The 15,503-nt window shown below is 33.7% G+C and carries 17 protein-coding genes and 1 pseudogene; 17 read left to right on the top strand and 1 reads right to left on the bottom strand.

Annotated elements, in window-relative coordinates:
* Positions 1-8 precede the first annotated feature (8 nt).
* The 5 genes from nrdR (at position 9) to rpmF (ending at position 3,713) form a co-directional block, all read left to right on the top strand.
* On the top strand, positions 9-473 hold the full coding sequence (nrdR, locus tag MN187_RS04875) for a transcriptional regulator NrdR (protein WP_117972301.1): 465 nt from the start codon (positions 9-11) through the stop codon (positions 471-473).
* 22 nt (positions 474-495) lie between these two features.
* On the top strand, positions 496-1,902 hold the full coding sequence (locus MN187_RS04880) for a replication initiation and membrane attachment family protein (RefSeq protein WP_242094541.1): 1,407 nt from the start codon (positions 496-498) through the stop codon (positions 1,900-1,902).
* Positions 1,899-2,831, top strand: a complete 933-nt coding sequence (dnaI, locus tag MN187_RS04885) for a primosomal protein DnaI (protein WP_242094544.1) — start codon at positions 1,899-1,901, stop codon at positions 2,829-2,831. Before MN187_RS04880 ends, dnaI begins: the two co-directional genes overlap by 4 nt.
* 86 nt (positions 2,832-2,917) lie before the next feature.
* Positions 2,918-3,475: a YceD family protein gene (locus MN187_RS04890; RefSeq protein ID WP_241698991.1), complete on the top strand. Its 558-nt coding sequence runs from the start codon at positions 2,918-2,920 to the stop codon at positions 3,473-3,475.
* A gap of 58 nt (positions 3,476-3,533) precedes the next feature.
* Complete coding sequence (gene rpmF, locus MN187_RS04895) at positions 3,534-3,713, top strand: 50S ribosomal protein L32 (protein ID WP_071456833.1); 180 nt, start codon at positions 3,534-3,536, stop codon at positions 3,711-3,713.
* A gap of 46 nt (positions 3,714-3,759) precedes the next feature.
* Here the strand turns inward: rpmF and plsY are convergent, their stop codons facing one another.
* A complete protein-coding gene (gene plsY / locus MN187_RS04900; protein WP_242094546.1) occupies positions 3,760-4,392 on the bottom strand; it encodes a glycerol-3-phosphate 1-O-acyltransferase PlsY in 633 nt (210 codons plus the stop codon).
* 131 nt (positions 4,393-4,523) lie between these two features.
* On the opposite strand from plsY, the gene MN187_RS04905 reads away from it, so the two are divergent.
* From MN187_RS04905 to MN187_RS10695, 12 genes and pseudogenes are all read left to right on the top strand, one after another.
* A complete protein-coding gene (locus MN187_RS04905; protein WP_242094549.1) occupies positions 4,524-4,940 on the top strand; it encodes a CoA-binding protein in 417 nt (138 codons plus the stop codon).
* A gap of 186 nt (positions 4,941-5,126) precedes the next feature.
* A complete protein-coding gene (locus tag MN187_RS04910) occupies positions 5,127-6,182 on the top strand; it encodes a phosphate/phosphite/phosphonate ABC transporter substrate-binding protein (protein WP_242094551.1) in 1,056 nt (351 codons plus the stop codon).
* 76 nt (positions 6,183-6,258) lie between these two features.
* Positions 6,259-7,008, top strand: coding sequence for a phosphonate ABC transporter ATP-binding protein (phnC, locus tag MN187_RS04915; RefSeq protein ID WP_117972308.1), 750 nt, complete (start codon positions 6,259-6,261; stop codon positions 7,006-7,008).
* A gap of 2 nt (positions 7,009-7,010) precedes the next feature.
* Complete coding sequence (phnE, locus tag MN187_RS04920; RefSeq protein WP_117972309.1) at positions 7,011-7,811, top strand: phosphonate ABC transporter, permease protein PhnE; 801 nt, start codon at positions 7,011-7,013, stop codon at positions 7,809-7,811.
* Between the two features lie 15 nt (positions 7,812-7,826).
* Positions 7,827-8,636, top strand: a complete 810-nt coding sequence (phnE, locus tag MN187_RS04925; RefSeq protein ID WP_118249641.1) for a phosphonate ABC transporter, permease protein PhnE — start codon at positions 7,827-7,829, stop codon at positions 8,634-8,636.
* Positions 8,629-10,173, top strand: coding sequence for a bifunctional metallophosphatase/5'-nucleotidase (locus MN187_RS04930; RefSeq protein ID WP_242094553.1), 1,545 nt, complete (start codon positions 8,629-8,631; stop codon positions 10,171-10,173). The genes phnE (MN187_RS04925) and MN187_RS04930 overlap by 8 nt, the downstream gene beginning before the upstream one ends.
* A 149-nt stretch (positions 10,174-10,322) precedes the next feature.
* The gene (locus tag MN187_RS04935) at positions 10,323-10,556 is read left to right on the top strand and encodes an AbrB/MazE/SpoVT family DNA-binding domain-containing protein (RefSeq protein WP_241698993.1); all 234 of its coding nucleotides are present in this window, start codon (positions 10,323-10,325) and stop codon (positions 10,554-10,556) included.
* Entirely contained in the window at positions 10,557-10,883 is a 327-nt protein-coding gene (locus MN187_RS04940; protein ID WP_241698994.1) for a type II toxin-antitoxin system PemK/MazF family toxin, read from the top strand.
* A gap of 565 nt (positions 10,884-11,448) precedes the next feature.
* A complete protein-coding gene (locus MN187_RS10540; RefSeq protein WP_256463840.1) occupies positions 11,449-11,580 on the top strand; it encodes a hypothetical protein in 132 nt (43 codons plus the stop codon).
* Between the two features lie 84 nt (positions 11,581-11,664).
* Entirely contained in the window at positions 11,665-11,898 is a 234-nt protein-coding gene (locus MN187_RS04945) for a hypothetical protein (RefSeq protein WP_347247397.1), read from the top strand.
* 211 nt (positions 11,899-12,109) lie between these two features.
* On the top strand, positions 12,110-15,001 hold the full coding sequence (locus MN187_RS04950; RefSeq protein WP_242094556.1) for a Cna B-type domain-containing protein: 2,892 nt from the start codon (positions 12,110-12,112) through the stop codon (positions 14,999-15,001).
* 205 nt (positions 15,002-15,206) lie between these two features.
* Positions 15,207-15,494, top strand: a pseudogene (locus MN187_RS10695) (type I restriction endonuclease subunit R); the annotation flags it as partial.
* Between the last annotated feature and the right edge of the window lie 9 nt (positions 15,495-15,503).

A 15,503-nucleotide genomic window follows, 5' to 3' on the forward strand; every position in this document is an offset into this window, starting at 1 on the left:
TGAAAAAAATGCAATGTCCAAAATGTAGCTATAATGGATCGCGAGTAGTAGATAGTCGTCCTGCAGATGACAATCGTGCTATTCGTCGTAGAAGAGAATGTGAAAAGTGTGGCTTTCGTTTTACCACATTCGAGCGTATTGAAGTTGCTCCTTTACTTGTTATAAAGAAAAATGGGGCAAGAGAAGAGTTTAATCGCGAAAAAATACTAAGAGGTTTGGTCCGTTCAGCTGAAAAAAGACCAGTGTCAATGGATCAGATGGAACAAGTCGTTGAACGCATAGAAAATAGAGTCCGACAAAAAGGAGATAATGAAGTATCGACGAATCTAATTGGAGAATATGTCATGGAAGAATTAGTCAATCTTGATGAGATTGCCTATATTCGTTTTGCCAGTGTCTATCGCCAGTTTAAAGATATGAGTGTCTTTTTGAAAGAATTACAAGAAATTATTGATAAAGAAAAACATGATTAGAAAGTGAAGTGAGTATTAGGTGATGAACACACAGACCCATTTAAAGCCTAAAGATACATTTGAAGTTCATGGTTATTGCCTGTTAAATGGAGAAGATACACGTGTTTTGAACCTACTGTATCAACCAATCATTGGTGGGAATGCTTTAATGCTATATCATAACTTATTAAGCAATGTATCGGTATTTAAGAAACCAACCGCTCATTTTGTGTTACAAGATATAATAAATAATGGGCTTCAGGAATTATACCAATCACGTATCAAGTTAGAAGCTATAGGTCTATTAAAAACTTATGTTAGAAAAAAAGATGAGGGGTATCATTATATCTATCTATTAGCAAATGTTTTACCACCGCATATTTTTTTAGCTGATGATGTCTTGAGTCTATTATTATTAGACAGGGTGGGAGAACAACGATTTCAATTATTAGTTGACATGTTTCAACCTGATCAACCTGATTTATCAAATTATAGCGATATTACGAATAAGTATACTGATACGTTCCAGTTAAGTTCTGAGCGATTAATCCCATCTAATAAATTAATTGAACAAACAAATCAAATCATGAAGCAAATGCCAACATCTGTTAAACCCACGCTAGAAAGTGAAACATTTGATTGGGAATTTTTCGTAGATAACTTGTCTGGTTTAAACATTGATCAAACCTTTTTAACCAATGAATTTAAACCACTTGTTTACACAATTCATGGCTTATATGGCATAAATGAACTAGAGATGGTGAGTCATGTCAAATATTGTTTAGACTATGTCACAAACAAAATTGATGTGACAGAATTTAAACGTCATATTTATAAAAAATATCATCAAGCTAAATCGACAGCATTGAATGTAAAAAACAATCAAGTGACACCATTAACGCTTAAAGAACAAGATCAAGCAATTGAACGTCATAAAAATGATTTGAAACATCAAGGATTTTCTCCAGAAGAGATTGCCGTGATTACATCGTGTGAAAGAATTGCCCCCCTTATTTTTTTAAAAGCCATTAAAGAACAAAAAAATGGATTTGTCGCGCAAAATGAACGTTGGACGATTGAAAATTTAAAAGCTCAATCTAACTTGCCGGATGAAGTGATTAATATGTTAATTCATTATTCATTGGTCGTGTTAAACAATCCATCACTTAATCAAAATATGGTGAATACGATTGCGAATAATTGGGCACAAAATAAAGTGTTTAAAGCATCTGAAGCTTTAAAACAAGTGAAAAACTTCAAACAAGAATCGACTAAGAAAGCAACAAGCAAGAATTATCGTCGAAACTACTCGACAAAACCAACGAGAAAAGAAACATTACCAGACTGGGCGACAGATGACAGTCGAAAAGAAACGCCTCTTTCAGGAGAAGAATTATCTCTGTTAGAGCAACAATTAAAGAAATTTAATCAAGGTGGTGAGTCATCATGAAACATATTAATCAACAACTGAATCGAACCGTTAATAACCAAAATATCCAAGACCGTCTAGTTAAACTAATGGAAATTGTGCAAAAAGATCAAGATGTTCAAACGTTTATTGCAGAGCATCGTGATCAGTTGACCGATGATGATATTTTAAAAAGTTCAGCTAAACTATATGAGTTTGTCAAAGAAAAAGAAAAATTTCTTACCAATGACGCCAGTATGATTGCCCCAGGATACGAGCCAAAACTATTTTTAAATCATCATTTTATTGATGTTACCTATGTTCCGACTGAAGAACTATTGAAGAAAAAAGAGTATGAGACCATTCGCAATCGCGTACAAGCCATTTCTATGCCAAAAGACATAAAAGACGCCTCATTAGATCAGTTTAATATTACGGCTGAGAGAAAAGAAGCATTGAGCGAAGCCATAATGTTTATGAATGATTACTATGAAAACCCCAAAGAATTTCATCAAGGGCTGTACTTATATGGTACATTTGGCGTAGGAAAAACCTATTTGTTAGGAGCTATTGCGAATGGATTAGCAACAAAAGGGATTCGAACGACCATTATCCATTTTCCAACCTTTTGTGTGGAGATGAAGCATTCCATTAAAGATGACAGCGTCGCATCAAAAATTGATACCGTAAAAAAAACACCCATCCTGATGCTGGATGATATCGGGGCTGATTCTATGAGTGCCTGGATACGAGATGATGTATTAGGAGTTATTTTACAATACCGTATGCAAGAAAAACTACCAACCTTTTTTTCTTCTAACTTAGATATGAAACAGTTAGAGGAAGAACACCTTCGTTTTTCACAAAAGGGAGACGATGAACCATTGAAAGCAAAACGTATTATGGAGCGAATTAAGTATCTTTCAAAGCAAATCACCATGATTGGTGAAAACCGCCGATTGGATAATTAAAGTAAACCCTATGATGTTATTAAAAACTGATTGACAAAGGAATTACAGACTAGTATAATTATTTTTGTTGCTTAAGGAGTGATAGAATGAAGTGGGCATTGTCCGAATTAAATAAGTTTAGAGGAAGTCAAGTTGATTTCTTAGAAACAATTGATTTATCAGCCTCTTTAAAGAAAAGAGAACCATCTATTATTGATATTTCTCCAATTAAAGTCAATGGGTTTTTAGAAGTCGATGAGATAGGTTATTATGCTCATATGACGATGGAAACCATTCTTACTGTTCCATCATCTCGTTCGTTAGAACCTGTGGAATTGCCATTAAATCTTCTGATTGATGAAGAATACATGACACCAAAACAGTATGATGCATTGAAAGATGTACCAGAAGATGATAAAAACTTGATAATTATTTTGGAAAAAGATTTGATTGATTTAACAGAAGCAATTGAAGATTTTATCCTATTAAATTTACCATTACAAGTCTTAACAGAAGAAGAAAAGCAATCAACAGAATTACCAAAAGGTGACTTTTGGCAAGTTGTTTCAGAAGATGATATTAAGGTAGAACACGAAACTGAAGCAGCATCAACCATTGATCCTCGTCTTGCTAAATTATCTGACTTTTTCAAGGAAGATGAGTAGTAGGATTGGAATATATGTGACTTGTCACGTATTTAAGTTAGTAGGGAGGTGTATCTAAATGGCAGTACCAAAAAGAAAAACGTCAAAAGCTCGTAAAAATAGACGTCGTACTCATTACAAATTGTCTGCACCAGGTTTAACAGCTTGCAGTAACTGTGGTGAAATGAGAAAATCTCATCATGTGTGCCCTTCATGTGGTCATTATGATGGAAAAGACGTTATGACTAAAGAAGCATAATTACATTTTTATAGAAAATGTAAAACCGTTAGACTAACCATGGAGTCTAACGGTTTTTTGTTTTTCTTAAACCAAAATTTACTTTGCTTTCTGTCCCTGCTTTGATTCGCTTGATATTATCGCGGTGACGAATAATAATAAATAATGTAATCGCCACAGCAAGTGTGGTTAATAACCAGTTTTGTTCAGCTAAAATAAATGGTGCATAAATTGGTAATACTATAGTAGAAATGGTAATAATAATCGCACTAATCATGCTTGATAAACTAACTGTACTAGTTAAAAATAAAAAGATGATAAACAAACTAGCTGAATAGATGAAAAAAGTCGGTGAATAGGCTAGTAACATCCCAGCGCTTGTCGCCACAGCTTTACCACCTTTAAAGTGTCCAAATATTGGAAAAGTATGTCCCAATATCGCGGCGACACCAAACCACAATGGATCAATTGATAAACCAAACCACATTGGTAAACAAGTTGCTACCGTTCCTTTTAGGATATCCATAAATAATACGGCTGTTCCAGCTCGTTTTCCTAATACACGGAAAGTATTGGTTGTCCCAGTATTACCACTACCAAATTCTCTAATATCTTTATGATAAAAAATCTTGCCAATCCAAACCCCTGATTGTATCGAGCCTAACAAGTAGGCTAATATAAATAACGAAATAGTTTTCACGTTGTATCCTCCTTAAGGTCAGTCATTATTTTACCATGAAATATACGGGTGAACAATTGAGAGAGGCACTTTAAAGGAAGTAAATGGTAAATTTTGTTATAATTGACCTATAAAATAGGGAGGTCATTAATATGGCATATAAAGATTTAGGCGAAAAAAAAGTAAAAGAGATTTTAACTAATGCAAAGACTATCGCAGTTGTTGGTCTAAGTGATAATCCTGAAAAAACAAGTTACCGTGTAGCAGAAGTCATGCAAAATGCTGGATATAAGATTATTCCAGTTAATCCAATGAAAGAAGGGAAAACAATTTTAGGTGAAAAAGTCTATCCTTCTATTGAATCAGTTGATCAACCAATTGATATTGTCGATGTCTTTAGACCAAGTTCAGCATTAGTTGATGTGGCGAAAGATTTCTTAAAATCAGATGCACCCGTTTTTTGGGCACAACTAGGAATAGAAAATGATGAAGCAGCTGACCTTTTATATGATAGCGGGATAACAGATGTTATCATGAATCGCTGTATTAAAATCGAATTACAAAAATAAAAAACAAGTGCATTTTTGCACTTGTTTTTTTAATCTTCCTTTACCGTTAATTTAATGTAAAAGTAAGGTAAAATATTCGTTTTTAAGACATTTTTTTGTAAATGTAATTGCTTTTATATTGTTAAATGCTATAATTTAAGAGTGTTCAAGTATGTGAATACAGACGATTAAAAGGAGGAACGAGTGTTGTTTAAAAAAGTTGTGAAGTATACAGGTCTAGTTGCATTGGTAGCAACTTTAGGCGCATGTGGTAGCGATTCTGCTAAAGATAAAGGTAGCGAATCAAGTAAAGGTAAGGATGACAAAACCATTGAAACATTATCAGTTGGTTTTGTCCCATCAAGAGATCCAGAGGAAATTGTTTCAGCAACAGAACCTCTGAAAGAATTAATGCAAAAAGAGTTAAAAGAACAAGGATACGATGTTAAAAAAATCGATATCACTGTTGGAACTAACTTTGAAGCTGTTGGTGAGTCACTAGATTCAGGTACACTTGACATTGGATTTATTCCAGGTGGTACATATGTATTATATGATCAAGGGGCAGAACCTATCTTAACTGCAACACGTTCTGGATTGTCAATCGACTCAGACGAAGCAAAAGTTTGGAATGAAAATAAACCAACTGAGCCAACTGACAAACAAGTTGATTCTTACCGTGCGTTAATGATTGCTGGACCATCTTCAAAAGGCCAAGCAGTTGCTGATAAAGTAAATAAAGGTGAAAAAGTATCATGGGATGATTTAAATAACCTTTCATGGAGTGTGATGAGTTCATCTTCTCCAGCTGGATATATTTACCCAAGTCTATGGTTAAACGAAAACTACGACAAAAAAATCACTGATTTAAAAAATATCGTTCAATCAGATTCTTACGGTAGTGCCTTTGCTCGTTTAGCTTCAGGTCAAGTTGATGTGGTATTAACTTATGCTGATGCTCGTCGTGACAATGAAGAAAACTGGAAAAAAGAGTTTGGCCGCAACAAATCTATCTGGGATGAAACAAACGTTATTGGTGTAACACCAGCGATTTATAACGATACTATCTCAGTAAGTAAAAACTCAAAAACAATGACAGATGATTTGAAAAAAGCGTTACAAAAATCATTTATCAACATCGCTAAAACAGATGAAGGTAAAAAAGTTATCGGTATCTACAGTCATGAAGGCTATGTCGAAGCAAATCCTAAAGACTATGATAATGAACGAAAAGCACAAAAATTAGTTCAAGACGCTAAATAAATTTAAGAAAAACGACACGTCAAACTGCGATCATCTCTTTTGATGATGGCAGTTTGTTTTTAGAAAGGATTTTAAGATGATAAAGTTTGATAATGTCCAAATGGTTTATCCAAATGGTTATGTGGGATTAAAAGATATTGATTTAGAAATTGAACAAGGTGAGTTTGTTGCAATCATCGGACTATCAGGAGCAGGTAAATCAACCTTAATTCGTTGCGTCAACCGTATGCATGACATTACAGAAGGAACATTGATGGTTAATGAGACAAACGTTGGCAAAATTAAAGGAAAAGAAATTAGAGCGTTTCGTCGTCAAATTGGAATGATTTTCCAATCATTTAATTTGATTACTCGTGCAACTGTATTAAAAAATGTCATGATTTCGTCTGTTCCAGAACTTCCTTGGTGGAGACGTGTGTTTGGTATTTTTCCAGAAGACGTCAAAGTGACAGCTTTAGAGTCTCTTGATAACGTTGGAATTTTAGACAAAGCGTTTGTCAGAGTGGATCAACTATCTGGTGGGCAACAACAACGTGTGGCCTTAGCTAGAACACTCGCCAGTCATCCTGAAGTGATATTAGCCGATGAGCCAGTTGCCGCTCTTGATCCTGTCACAGCAAAAACGGTCATGGATGATTTTAAACGCATTAACAAAGATTTAAATATTTCCGTATTAATTAATATTCACCATGTTGATTTGGCATTAGAATATGCTGATCGAGTGATTGGAATTAGACAAGGACAAATCGTGTATGATGGTCCATCAAAAGACGTGACAGAAGATGTGTTATCAACCATTTATGATGGGGATAAGAAAGGAGAGTAACCATGCGTAAAAAAACGATCACTTTGCCGAATGGAAAACAAGTCGTTCAAAAAGCATCTTACACTCCGCTCATTGTGTTATTGGTTCTTATTTTCATGTACATCTCTATACAAGTAACACAATTTAACTTCACGCAATTACTAACTCGTGGCGATCAGTTTTTTGTGATGCTAAAAGCTATGTTTCCACCTAAAATGGACTTTTTAAGTAAAGTTTGGACACCACTGTTTGACACGATTAAAATGTCACTCTTAGGGTCACTTATTGGGGCATTATTAGCTGTTCCATTTGCTATATTGGCTTCTAATAATATTGTAAAAAACCGCTTTGTTTCGTCATTATTCAAATTGATTTTAAGTTTCTTACGAACATTACCAACGATTGTTATTGCATTAATCGCAACCTTTGTATTTGGTTTAGGAACAATGGCAGGAACTGTTGCTATTTTTATTTTTACTATCTCTTATGTTGGTAAATTAACGTACGAACAAATCGAATCACTGGATATGTCGACATTTGAAGCACTAGAATCAATGGGGCTAACACGTTTGCAAGCCTTTCGTTATAGTGTGATTCCAGCTATTTTACCATCTTATCTATCGACATCTTTATTTAACTTCGAAGGAAACTTACGATATGCCTCCATTTTAGGGTATGTTGGAGCCGGTGGGTTAGGTATCTTGTTGAATGAACAATTGGGTTGGCGTGATTATGGAAATGTTGGGACGATTTTAGTGGTCTTAGTTATCACTGTTGGCATCATCGAAACAATCAGTGAATATTTCCGCAAAAAATTACAATAGAAAAGGAAGACATATATGAATCAACGTATTTTAACTGAATTAAACAAAGAACCAAATAAGACAAAGCAATACGTTATTTTAGTAGCTGTCTTGCTTGGGGCGTTTATCTGGTCATTGTCAGCGTTAAATTTTAACGCGATGGACGAAGGTGGCGGCAAAATCGCTGCAAACATTCTTAAAGGGATTGTTCAACCAGATACCAATCTATTATTTAACGGCACAAAACAAGGTGTCCCTTACTTGCTATTTGAAACAATTTGTATTGCCTTTTTAGGAACGATTTTTGGGGCGATTTTATCGATTCCTATCGCTTTTTTAATGGCACCAAGTATTATGCCAAAACCAGTTTATCTATTCATGAGAGCTTTTGTAGTTGTCATTAGAACGATTCCAGCATTAGTCTATGGGTTAATGTTTATCCGTGTGACTGGACCTGGTCCATTTGCCGGTGTGATGACTATGTCTCTTACCTCGATTGGAATGGTATCAAAATTATATGTAGATGTTATTGAAGAAATTGATACAGGTATTTTAGAATCAATGGATTCTTTTGGGTGTACAACGTTTGAAAAAATTCGTTTTGGGATTATCCCACAATTAATTGCTAACTTTACCTCAATTACTATCTATCGTTTCGATATGAACTTACGTGATGCAACTATTCTTGGTTTAGTAGGAGCTGGAGGTATTGGAGCGCCGCTTATTTTTGCGATGAACTCATATCGTTGGAATCAAGTTGGCTCAATTTTAATTGGATTAATCGTGTTAATCTTAATTGTTGAAGTCGTATCAAATTATTTGAGAGGAAAATTAGTCAATGGATAAGATAACAATTCTTTCTACCAGTGATACACATGGTTATTTATACCCGACAGATTTTAGAGCAGTCAATCAAGATTTGTCATTTGGGTTATCAAAAGCTGTTACAGCCATTAAAGATGAACAGGCTAAACAAGATGGGACTGTTGTATTAATCGACAATGGCGACTTTTTACAAGGCTCACCAATGAGTTACTATCTATCAAAACAAAAGAATAGTAAACAAGTCGCTGATATCATGAATTCAGTTGGCTATGATGTGGGTGTTCTTGGTAATCATGAATTTAATTATGGCGTTGAGTACTTACTTGATACAGTGGGTCAACTTAACTACCCAATTGTTTGTGCCAATATTTTGAATGACAAAAATGAGCCACTAACAGGCCAAGCATATGTGATATTAGAAAAAAATGGGTTAAAAATTGCCGTTCTAGGACTGACAACACCTTATATTCCAAATTGGGAGCAACCTGAAACGATTAAAGGACTAACTTTTTTATCTGCGCTTGAAACAGCAAAAGAATATGTGCCGAAACTTAAAGAAGAAGCAGATGTGGTAATCGTGAGTTATCATGGTGGATTTGAAAAAGATTTGCAGACTGGTGAAGCAACTGAAAACTTAACAGGGGAAAACGAAGGCTATGATATCGTGACCCAAGTTGAGGGAGTTGATGCGTTTGTTACCGGACACCAGCACAGAGTAATTGCTGAAAAAGTTAATGACACACCTGTTACTCAGCCAGGAGATAAAGCCAAACATGTTGGAAAAATGACCTTGACGCTAGATGATAATAAACAAGTGACTGACTCAACAGCTGAGTTATTATCAATGTCTGACTATGATGCCGATAAAGACATTGTCGATACATTTAATCCAGTCTTAGATACTGTCGAAAATTGGTTGGATCAACCACTTGGACACATTGAAGGTGATATGACAATTACTGATCCAATGAGTGTGCGAATTAATGGGCATGCCTACATTGAATTCATTCAAGATGTGCAAATGGATGCGACAGGCGTTGATATCTCTGGTACAGCTCTGTTTGATAATGATAGTAAGGGATTCCAGTCTGATGTGACCATGCGTGACATCGTGACAAATTATATTTATCCGAATACTTTAGCTGTTTTAACTGTTTCTGGACAGGACTTGAAAGATGCGTTAGAACAAAGTGTTGAGTATTTTGCTCTTAATGAGGATGACGAAATTGTCGTGAGTGACAAATTTTTATATCCTAAAACCGAGCATTATAACTATGATATGTATAGTGGTATTGGTTATAAAGTTATCGTATCAAATCCTGTAGGGCAACGTGTTGTTGAACTGAGTTACAAAGGCAAACCAATCAAGATGGATGATTCACTAGATATTGTCATTAATCAATATCGTGCAGTAGGTGGCGGAAATTATGCAATGTTTGATGCGTCAAAAATCATCAAAGAAGTCACAGTTGATATGACCGAGCTTATTTCCAACTTTTTACAAACACATCCAACTTATCAAGCAAAAACAGAATTTGATTTTAAAGTAGAAAAATAAAACTTAACCTTATCATTCTTAAAATTTTAATGATACATCTTTACCGGCTAGCTAACACTAGTCGGTATTTTTGTGTTAATGAGTTATCTTTGACACGATTGTTAAATTTAGTTATACTTAGTTTAACAAACCATTAGGAGATGAAAATCATGGAAACAGTCGCTCGAAAAATTGGCAATTCTGTTGGTGCTATTTTTCCTAAAGATATTTCTCCAGAAGTAGGAGATACGTTTACTATTACTAAAGTTGGAGAGGCCTATATTTTAAAACCTAAAAAAGAAGACATTTTTAAACATGCAGATGATTGGGCAGGATTTAGAGATTCTGTGGTACAAGAAGATGCCGAGTGGGATATTATGATGTCTAAAGGGAACGAACACTAAATGGATACGCCAAAACAGAAAGATATTGTTTGGATGGACTTTGATCCATCAAAAGGTAAAGAAATTAAAAAACGTCGACCAGCTTTAGTTGTGAGTCGCGATGAGTTTAATCAGCATACGGGTTTTTGTTTGGTGTGCCCCATCACGTCAACAAATAGAGACTTTTCTACCTATGTGACGATTAAGCAACCACAACAAGTAGAAGGTGAGATTGTGACTCATCAGTTGAGATCGATTGATTTTACCAAACGTCATTTAGAAAAAATCGAGCAATGTGACATATTGACCTGGTTAGAGGTTGTCGAGGTCATAGATATGTTTATATAACATCTAAGAAAACTTATCTTTATAGGTAGGTTTTTCTTTTTTTAAATTAGGTGTTAAGTAACGTCATTGGAAGGTGCGTCATCCACCTATTGCAAAAGGTATCACCCTTTTATTTGATAAGGGGAAACAGTCAACTTATATTGGAACATTGCATCATGACATAATAGAAATAGACCAGGATTTGAGAGGATTGAGATAAACGGAGAAGGACTCGTTCAACTAACGGTTAACATTAATCATGCTTCGTGGGAATCATTTGAGGATAGTACGTTTGATACGTTATTAGCAGCTCATATTTAAAGGAAAATACTTATATAGATGTAGACGACTTAGAATGATGGAAATACAAATCACTATTTAGAGCTATTCAACTTGCTTGGTCTTATGGCGATATGACATAAGGAAACGATCAAAGAGATGTCACATTATATGAAGATTTTCAGCAAAAACTAGCAGAATATAAACGGTTAAATAAACAAAATATCGTCACAAATATTCAGATAGATAAGGTAAAAGTAACTCGTGCTACACAACATAATGCTTTAAAAAAGGATTGTTTGAGGAAATGTTGATAGACTATTTTGAAGAAAACGGCGTGCTACCGGGTGGTGAAATTCAGACTGTATCATTTAAAGATATCTGGATAATTGAAAGCGTAGAGGGAAAAATGGTTGTTAGAGATAGTCAAAATGTATAGAGATGTCCTATCATGGACTTTAATAAACAAAGATTGGTATATTTAATTATGATATAACGATTAAAACGAAATGAGGTTATGCCCATGTCAGATAAAAAATTATTAAAATCAGAGAAACTACGTTTAAAAAATGATAAATTACGAGCAAAAGGAAAAGACCCATTAAAAGGATGGGGAAAGATGGTTAATACAGGATTAGGTGGTATAAATAAAGGTGCAACGATTGAAAATAGGGCAAGTATGATTGATACAAAGGATTTTATCAAGGATTTACAAAAAGATATAGCAAGTGAAAATAACAAAAAGAATTTATCATAACATAGAATAAAAAATATCATAGGATGACAAGGTATACCTTGTTATCTTGTGATATTTTTTTATTATTTAAACTAATAATTATAATATAGTCTCAAAACATAGATAAAAAAACGTTATATAAAACCTTTTTTAAAAAATAAATTTTATATTGTGTATACCTTGTGTTTTATATTACAATATAATTAAATTTATAAATAAAAGAGGAATAAATATGAAAAAAATATCGATTTTCTTGTTTTTAGTAGTAGGAATTATTTTTTCAACGTTTAATATTCAAGCTGAAGCAAGTAAATTACCAGATGAGCCAAAAAAAAATGTTAGACTTGATATTAATTTGAAAGATAATCCGGATGTTCATTTAAATAATTTAAATTTGTTGCCTTCAAGATTATATACCGTAACAGATGATAATCAACATATTTATTTTTGTTTAGATGAAGGTAGATACTATCCTGATAACGTTGATTATACGTTAGATACAAATAGAAAACTATCTGGTCCAGTTCTATGGTTGATGCAAAATTTTTATACAAATATTGATAAAGATAGTCCTGTAAATAATGTACCTGATTATCAGCAAGCGAATCATTTAACGAGGTATGCTGCCACACAAATCGCTATATGGAAATTAACCGGATCAAATTTTAATAATAGTTTGATTGAATCAAATCCTTTAATTCAACAATTATATGAAGAAGCAAAAGAAAAAACAGATGATAATGATAGTTATCAACAAATTATCAATAAAATAGACAATATAGAAATAAACGTTAAAGAGATTATCCCAAACGGGGAAGATAAAGATAATTATTACTATAATATGATCTTTGAAGACAATATGGATGCTGAAACAGAAAAACTAGTTGAAATTGATGATAAAGATACCAATATTCAAGTTCAATTACTTAATGATGGAAAAATAACGGATATCACAAATGAGGTCTCAACCCAGCCAGATTTTGCAAGTAGAACAATAAAAATAAGCATTCCTAAAAAAATTATTGATGAAAATAAAGCATCTGATTCAGAATTATATTGTAATATTGATGCTATTATTAGAAGTAAAGAATCTTATTATGTTGTCTACTATGCTAAACCGATTCTACAGCCAATGGGGTCCTTACAACAAATAGAAAAAAGATTAGTTACTCGTGCTAGTATTGATTTTGATAGTGCTGAAACGTCATTTTCAGTATTAAAGCATTGGAACGATCGAGATAATCAAGATGGTTTAAGACCTCAGAACTTAGCAGTACAGCTATATCAAAGTGACCAACCTTACAGTTTTGACCAATCTGAAAGTATTACCACTGGAAAAGAGACAAAATTTGGAGACATTAAATATCTAGATGAAGCAAATGATTGGGAATATATTTGGAAAAATCTTCCATTAAAAAATGAAAATGGTCAAACTGCCTATTATACCGTTAGGGAAGAATTTGATTCTAAAGACTACAATTTAAGTATTCAAGCGACCGATGATGGTAAAGCTTTATATTTAAAAAATGAACATACACCAGAAAAAGTAACTATTGAAGGAGAAAAAATTTGGAATGACTCAAACAACCAAGATGGTATTCGCCCTAACGCAATTAATGTTGAGTTGTTTGCTAATGGAACATCTGTTATGAGTCAAGAAGTATCTAAACAAACTAATTGGAAATATAAATTTGAAGGATTACCTAAATATGAAAATGGAAAAGAAATTATTTATACAATAAAAGAAAAAAATATTCCAGAAGGATACACATCTGAAGTAACAAAAAATGAAGATGGTAACATGTTTATTACAAACTCTCATGAACCAGAAAAAACAGAAGTTTCTGGCAAGAAAACCTGGGATGATGCCAACAATCAAGATGGTAAACGCCCAGAATCAATCAAAGTCAATTTATTAGCAAATGGTATCAAAGTTGATTCGAAAACAGTGACTGAAAAAGATAATTGGGCGTATACGTTTAGTCATTTAAATAAATATGACAATGGCAAACCAATTATTTATACGGTTAATGAAGACAGTGTACCTGGCTACACCGTCTCAATTAAAGACAACGATATTACAAATAGTTACACACCAGGAAAAACCAGTGTCACTGTATCAAAACATTGGAATGACTCAAACAACCAAGATGGTATTCGTCCACAAGATATTAGTGTTCAACTTTATGCCGACGGCAAAGAATCAGGTAAACCTGTGACACTAAACGAAGGTAACAAGTGGCAATATACTTGGAAAGAATTAAATGAAAAGAAAGATGGAAAAACCATTGAGTATACGGTGAAAGAAACAAATGTACCAAAAGGCTATAACTCAACCATTGCAAATAATGACAATGGCAATATTATAATCACAAACTCTCATGAACCAGAAAAAACAGAAGTTTCTGGCAAGAAAACCTGGGATGATGCCAACAATCAAGATGGTAAACGCCCAGAATCAATCAAAGTCAATTTATTAGCAAATGGTGTCAAAGTTGATTCGAAAACAGTGACTGAAAAAGATAATTGGACGTATACGTTTAGTCATTTAGATAAATATGACAATGGTAAACCAATTATTTATACGGTTAATGAAGACAGTGTACCTGGCTACACCGTCTCAATTAAAGACAACGATATTACAAATAGTTACACACCAGGAAAAACCAGTGTCACTGTATCAAAACATTGGAATGACTCAAACAACCAAGATGGTATTCGTCCACAAGATATTAGTGTTCAACTTTATGCCGACGGCAAAGAATCAGGTAAACCTGTGACACTAAACGAAGGTAACAAGTGGCAATATACTTGGAAAGAATTAAATGAAAAGAAAAATGGAAAAACCATTGAGTATACAGTGAAAGAAACAAATGTACCAAAAGGCTATACTGCTACTGTCACAGATGATGGTAAAGGACACCTCACTTTGACAAACTCTCACAATGTATCAAAAGTACCTGGAACTAGTGGAAGTGGTACAACAAGTGGAAATGGCACAACAAATAATAATAAACCGAATTTACCAAGTACAGGTGAAGATCATTCAATGAGTCTTATGTTCTATGGAGCAAGCATATTATTAATGTCAATGGGTGCTTTTTATATTAGAAGAAAACATTAAAATTCCTGTTTATAAACATCAATTTATGATGAGTGGAAATCTCGTCATAGATTGATGTTTTTTGTATTTGAAACGATTAATACCCAAAAACATCATGAGTGGGTATAAAAGAAGAAATAACGATTTCTGATAATAATCTATTAAACTAGCTACCTGTATAGTAATATAGAGATAGATTATTTTTTATTAAAGAAACGAAAAAGAAGTTAAAAATCAATGGCTTTATCAAACATGGTTTGGTTTTACAGGTACACCAAACTTTTACGATGATACACTGAATGATGTGAATACCACATAAGATATTTCAACACATGATATTTTCGGAAAAAGACTTCATAGCTACACAATCAAAGATGCGATTGGCGATGTTTTAAGATTTGACGTGACGTATTATAGACCAGAGTATACCATCACTAATCCGTCAGAATACTTTACTGAAAAAGAAATATATAGTAGTATTCCATATAGGCAACAAGTGGTTCAGGATATACTAGGAAAGTAG

The sequence above is a fragment of the Vagococcus sp. CY52-2 genome, assembly GCF_022655055.1.
Classification (GTDB): Bacteria; Bacillota; Bacilli; order Lactobacillales; family Vagococcaceae; genus Vagococcus.

Coding starts and splice junctions, on each gene's coding strand:
- nrdR (WP_117972301.1), top strand. CDS start 9: ATGCAATGTCCAAAATGTAGCTATAATGGATCGCGAGTAGTAGATAGT.
- MN187_RS04880 (WP_242094541.1), top strand. CDS start 496: ATGAACACACAGACCCATTTAAAGCCTAAAGATACATTTGAAGTTCAT.
- dnaI (WP_242094544.1), top strand. CDS start 1,899: ATGAAACATATTAATCAACAACTGAATCGAACCGTTAATAACCAAAAT.
- MN187_RS04890 (WP_241698991.1), top strand. CDS start 2,918: ATGAAGTGGGCATTGTCCGAATTAAATAAGTTTAGAGGAAGTCAAGTT.
- rpmF (WP_071456833.1), top strand. CDS start 3,534: ATGGCAGTACCAAAAAGAAAAACGTCAAAAGCTCGTAAAAATAGACGT.
- MN187_RS04905 (WP_242094549.1), top strand. CDS start 4,524: ATGGCATATAAAGATTTAGGCGAAAAAAAAGTAAAAGAGATTTTAACT.
- phnC (WP_117972308.1), top strand. CDS start 6,259: ATGATAAAGTTTGATAATGTCCAAATGGTTTATCCAAATGGTTATGTG.
- phnE (WP_117972309.1), top strand. CDS start 7,011: ATGCGTAAAAAAACGATCACTTTGCCGAATGGAAAACAAGTCGTTCAA.
- phnE (WP_118249641.1), top strand. CDS start 7,827: ATGAATCAACGTATTTTAACTGAATTAAACAAAGAACCAAATAAGACA.
- MN187_RS04930 (WP_242094553.1), top strand. CDS start 8,629: ATGGATAAGATAACAATTCTTTCTACCAGTGATACACATGGTTATTTA.
- MN187_RS04935 (WP_241698993.1), top strand. CDS start 10,323: ATGGAAACAGTCGCTCGAAAAATTGGCAATTCTGTTGGTGCTATTTTT.
- MN187_RS04940 (WP_241698994.1), top strand. CDS start 10,557: ATGGATACGCCAAAACAGAAAGATATTGTTTGGATGGACTTTGATCCA.
- MN187_RS10540 (WP_256463840.1), top strand. CDS start 11,449: ATGTTGATAGACTATTTTGAAGAAAACGGCGTGCTACCGGGTGGTGAA.
- MN187_RS04945 (WP_347247397.1), top strand. CDS start 11,665: ATGTCAGATAAAAAATTATTAAAATCAGAGAAACTACGTTTAAAAAAT.
- MN187_RS04950 (WP_242094556.1), top strand. CDS start 12,110: ATGAAAAAAATATCGATTTTCTTGTTTTTAGTAGTAGGAATTATTTTT.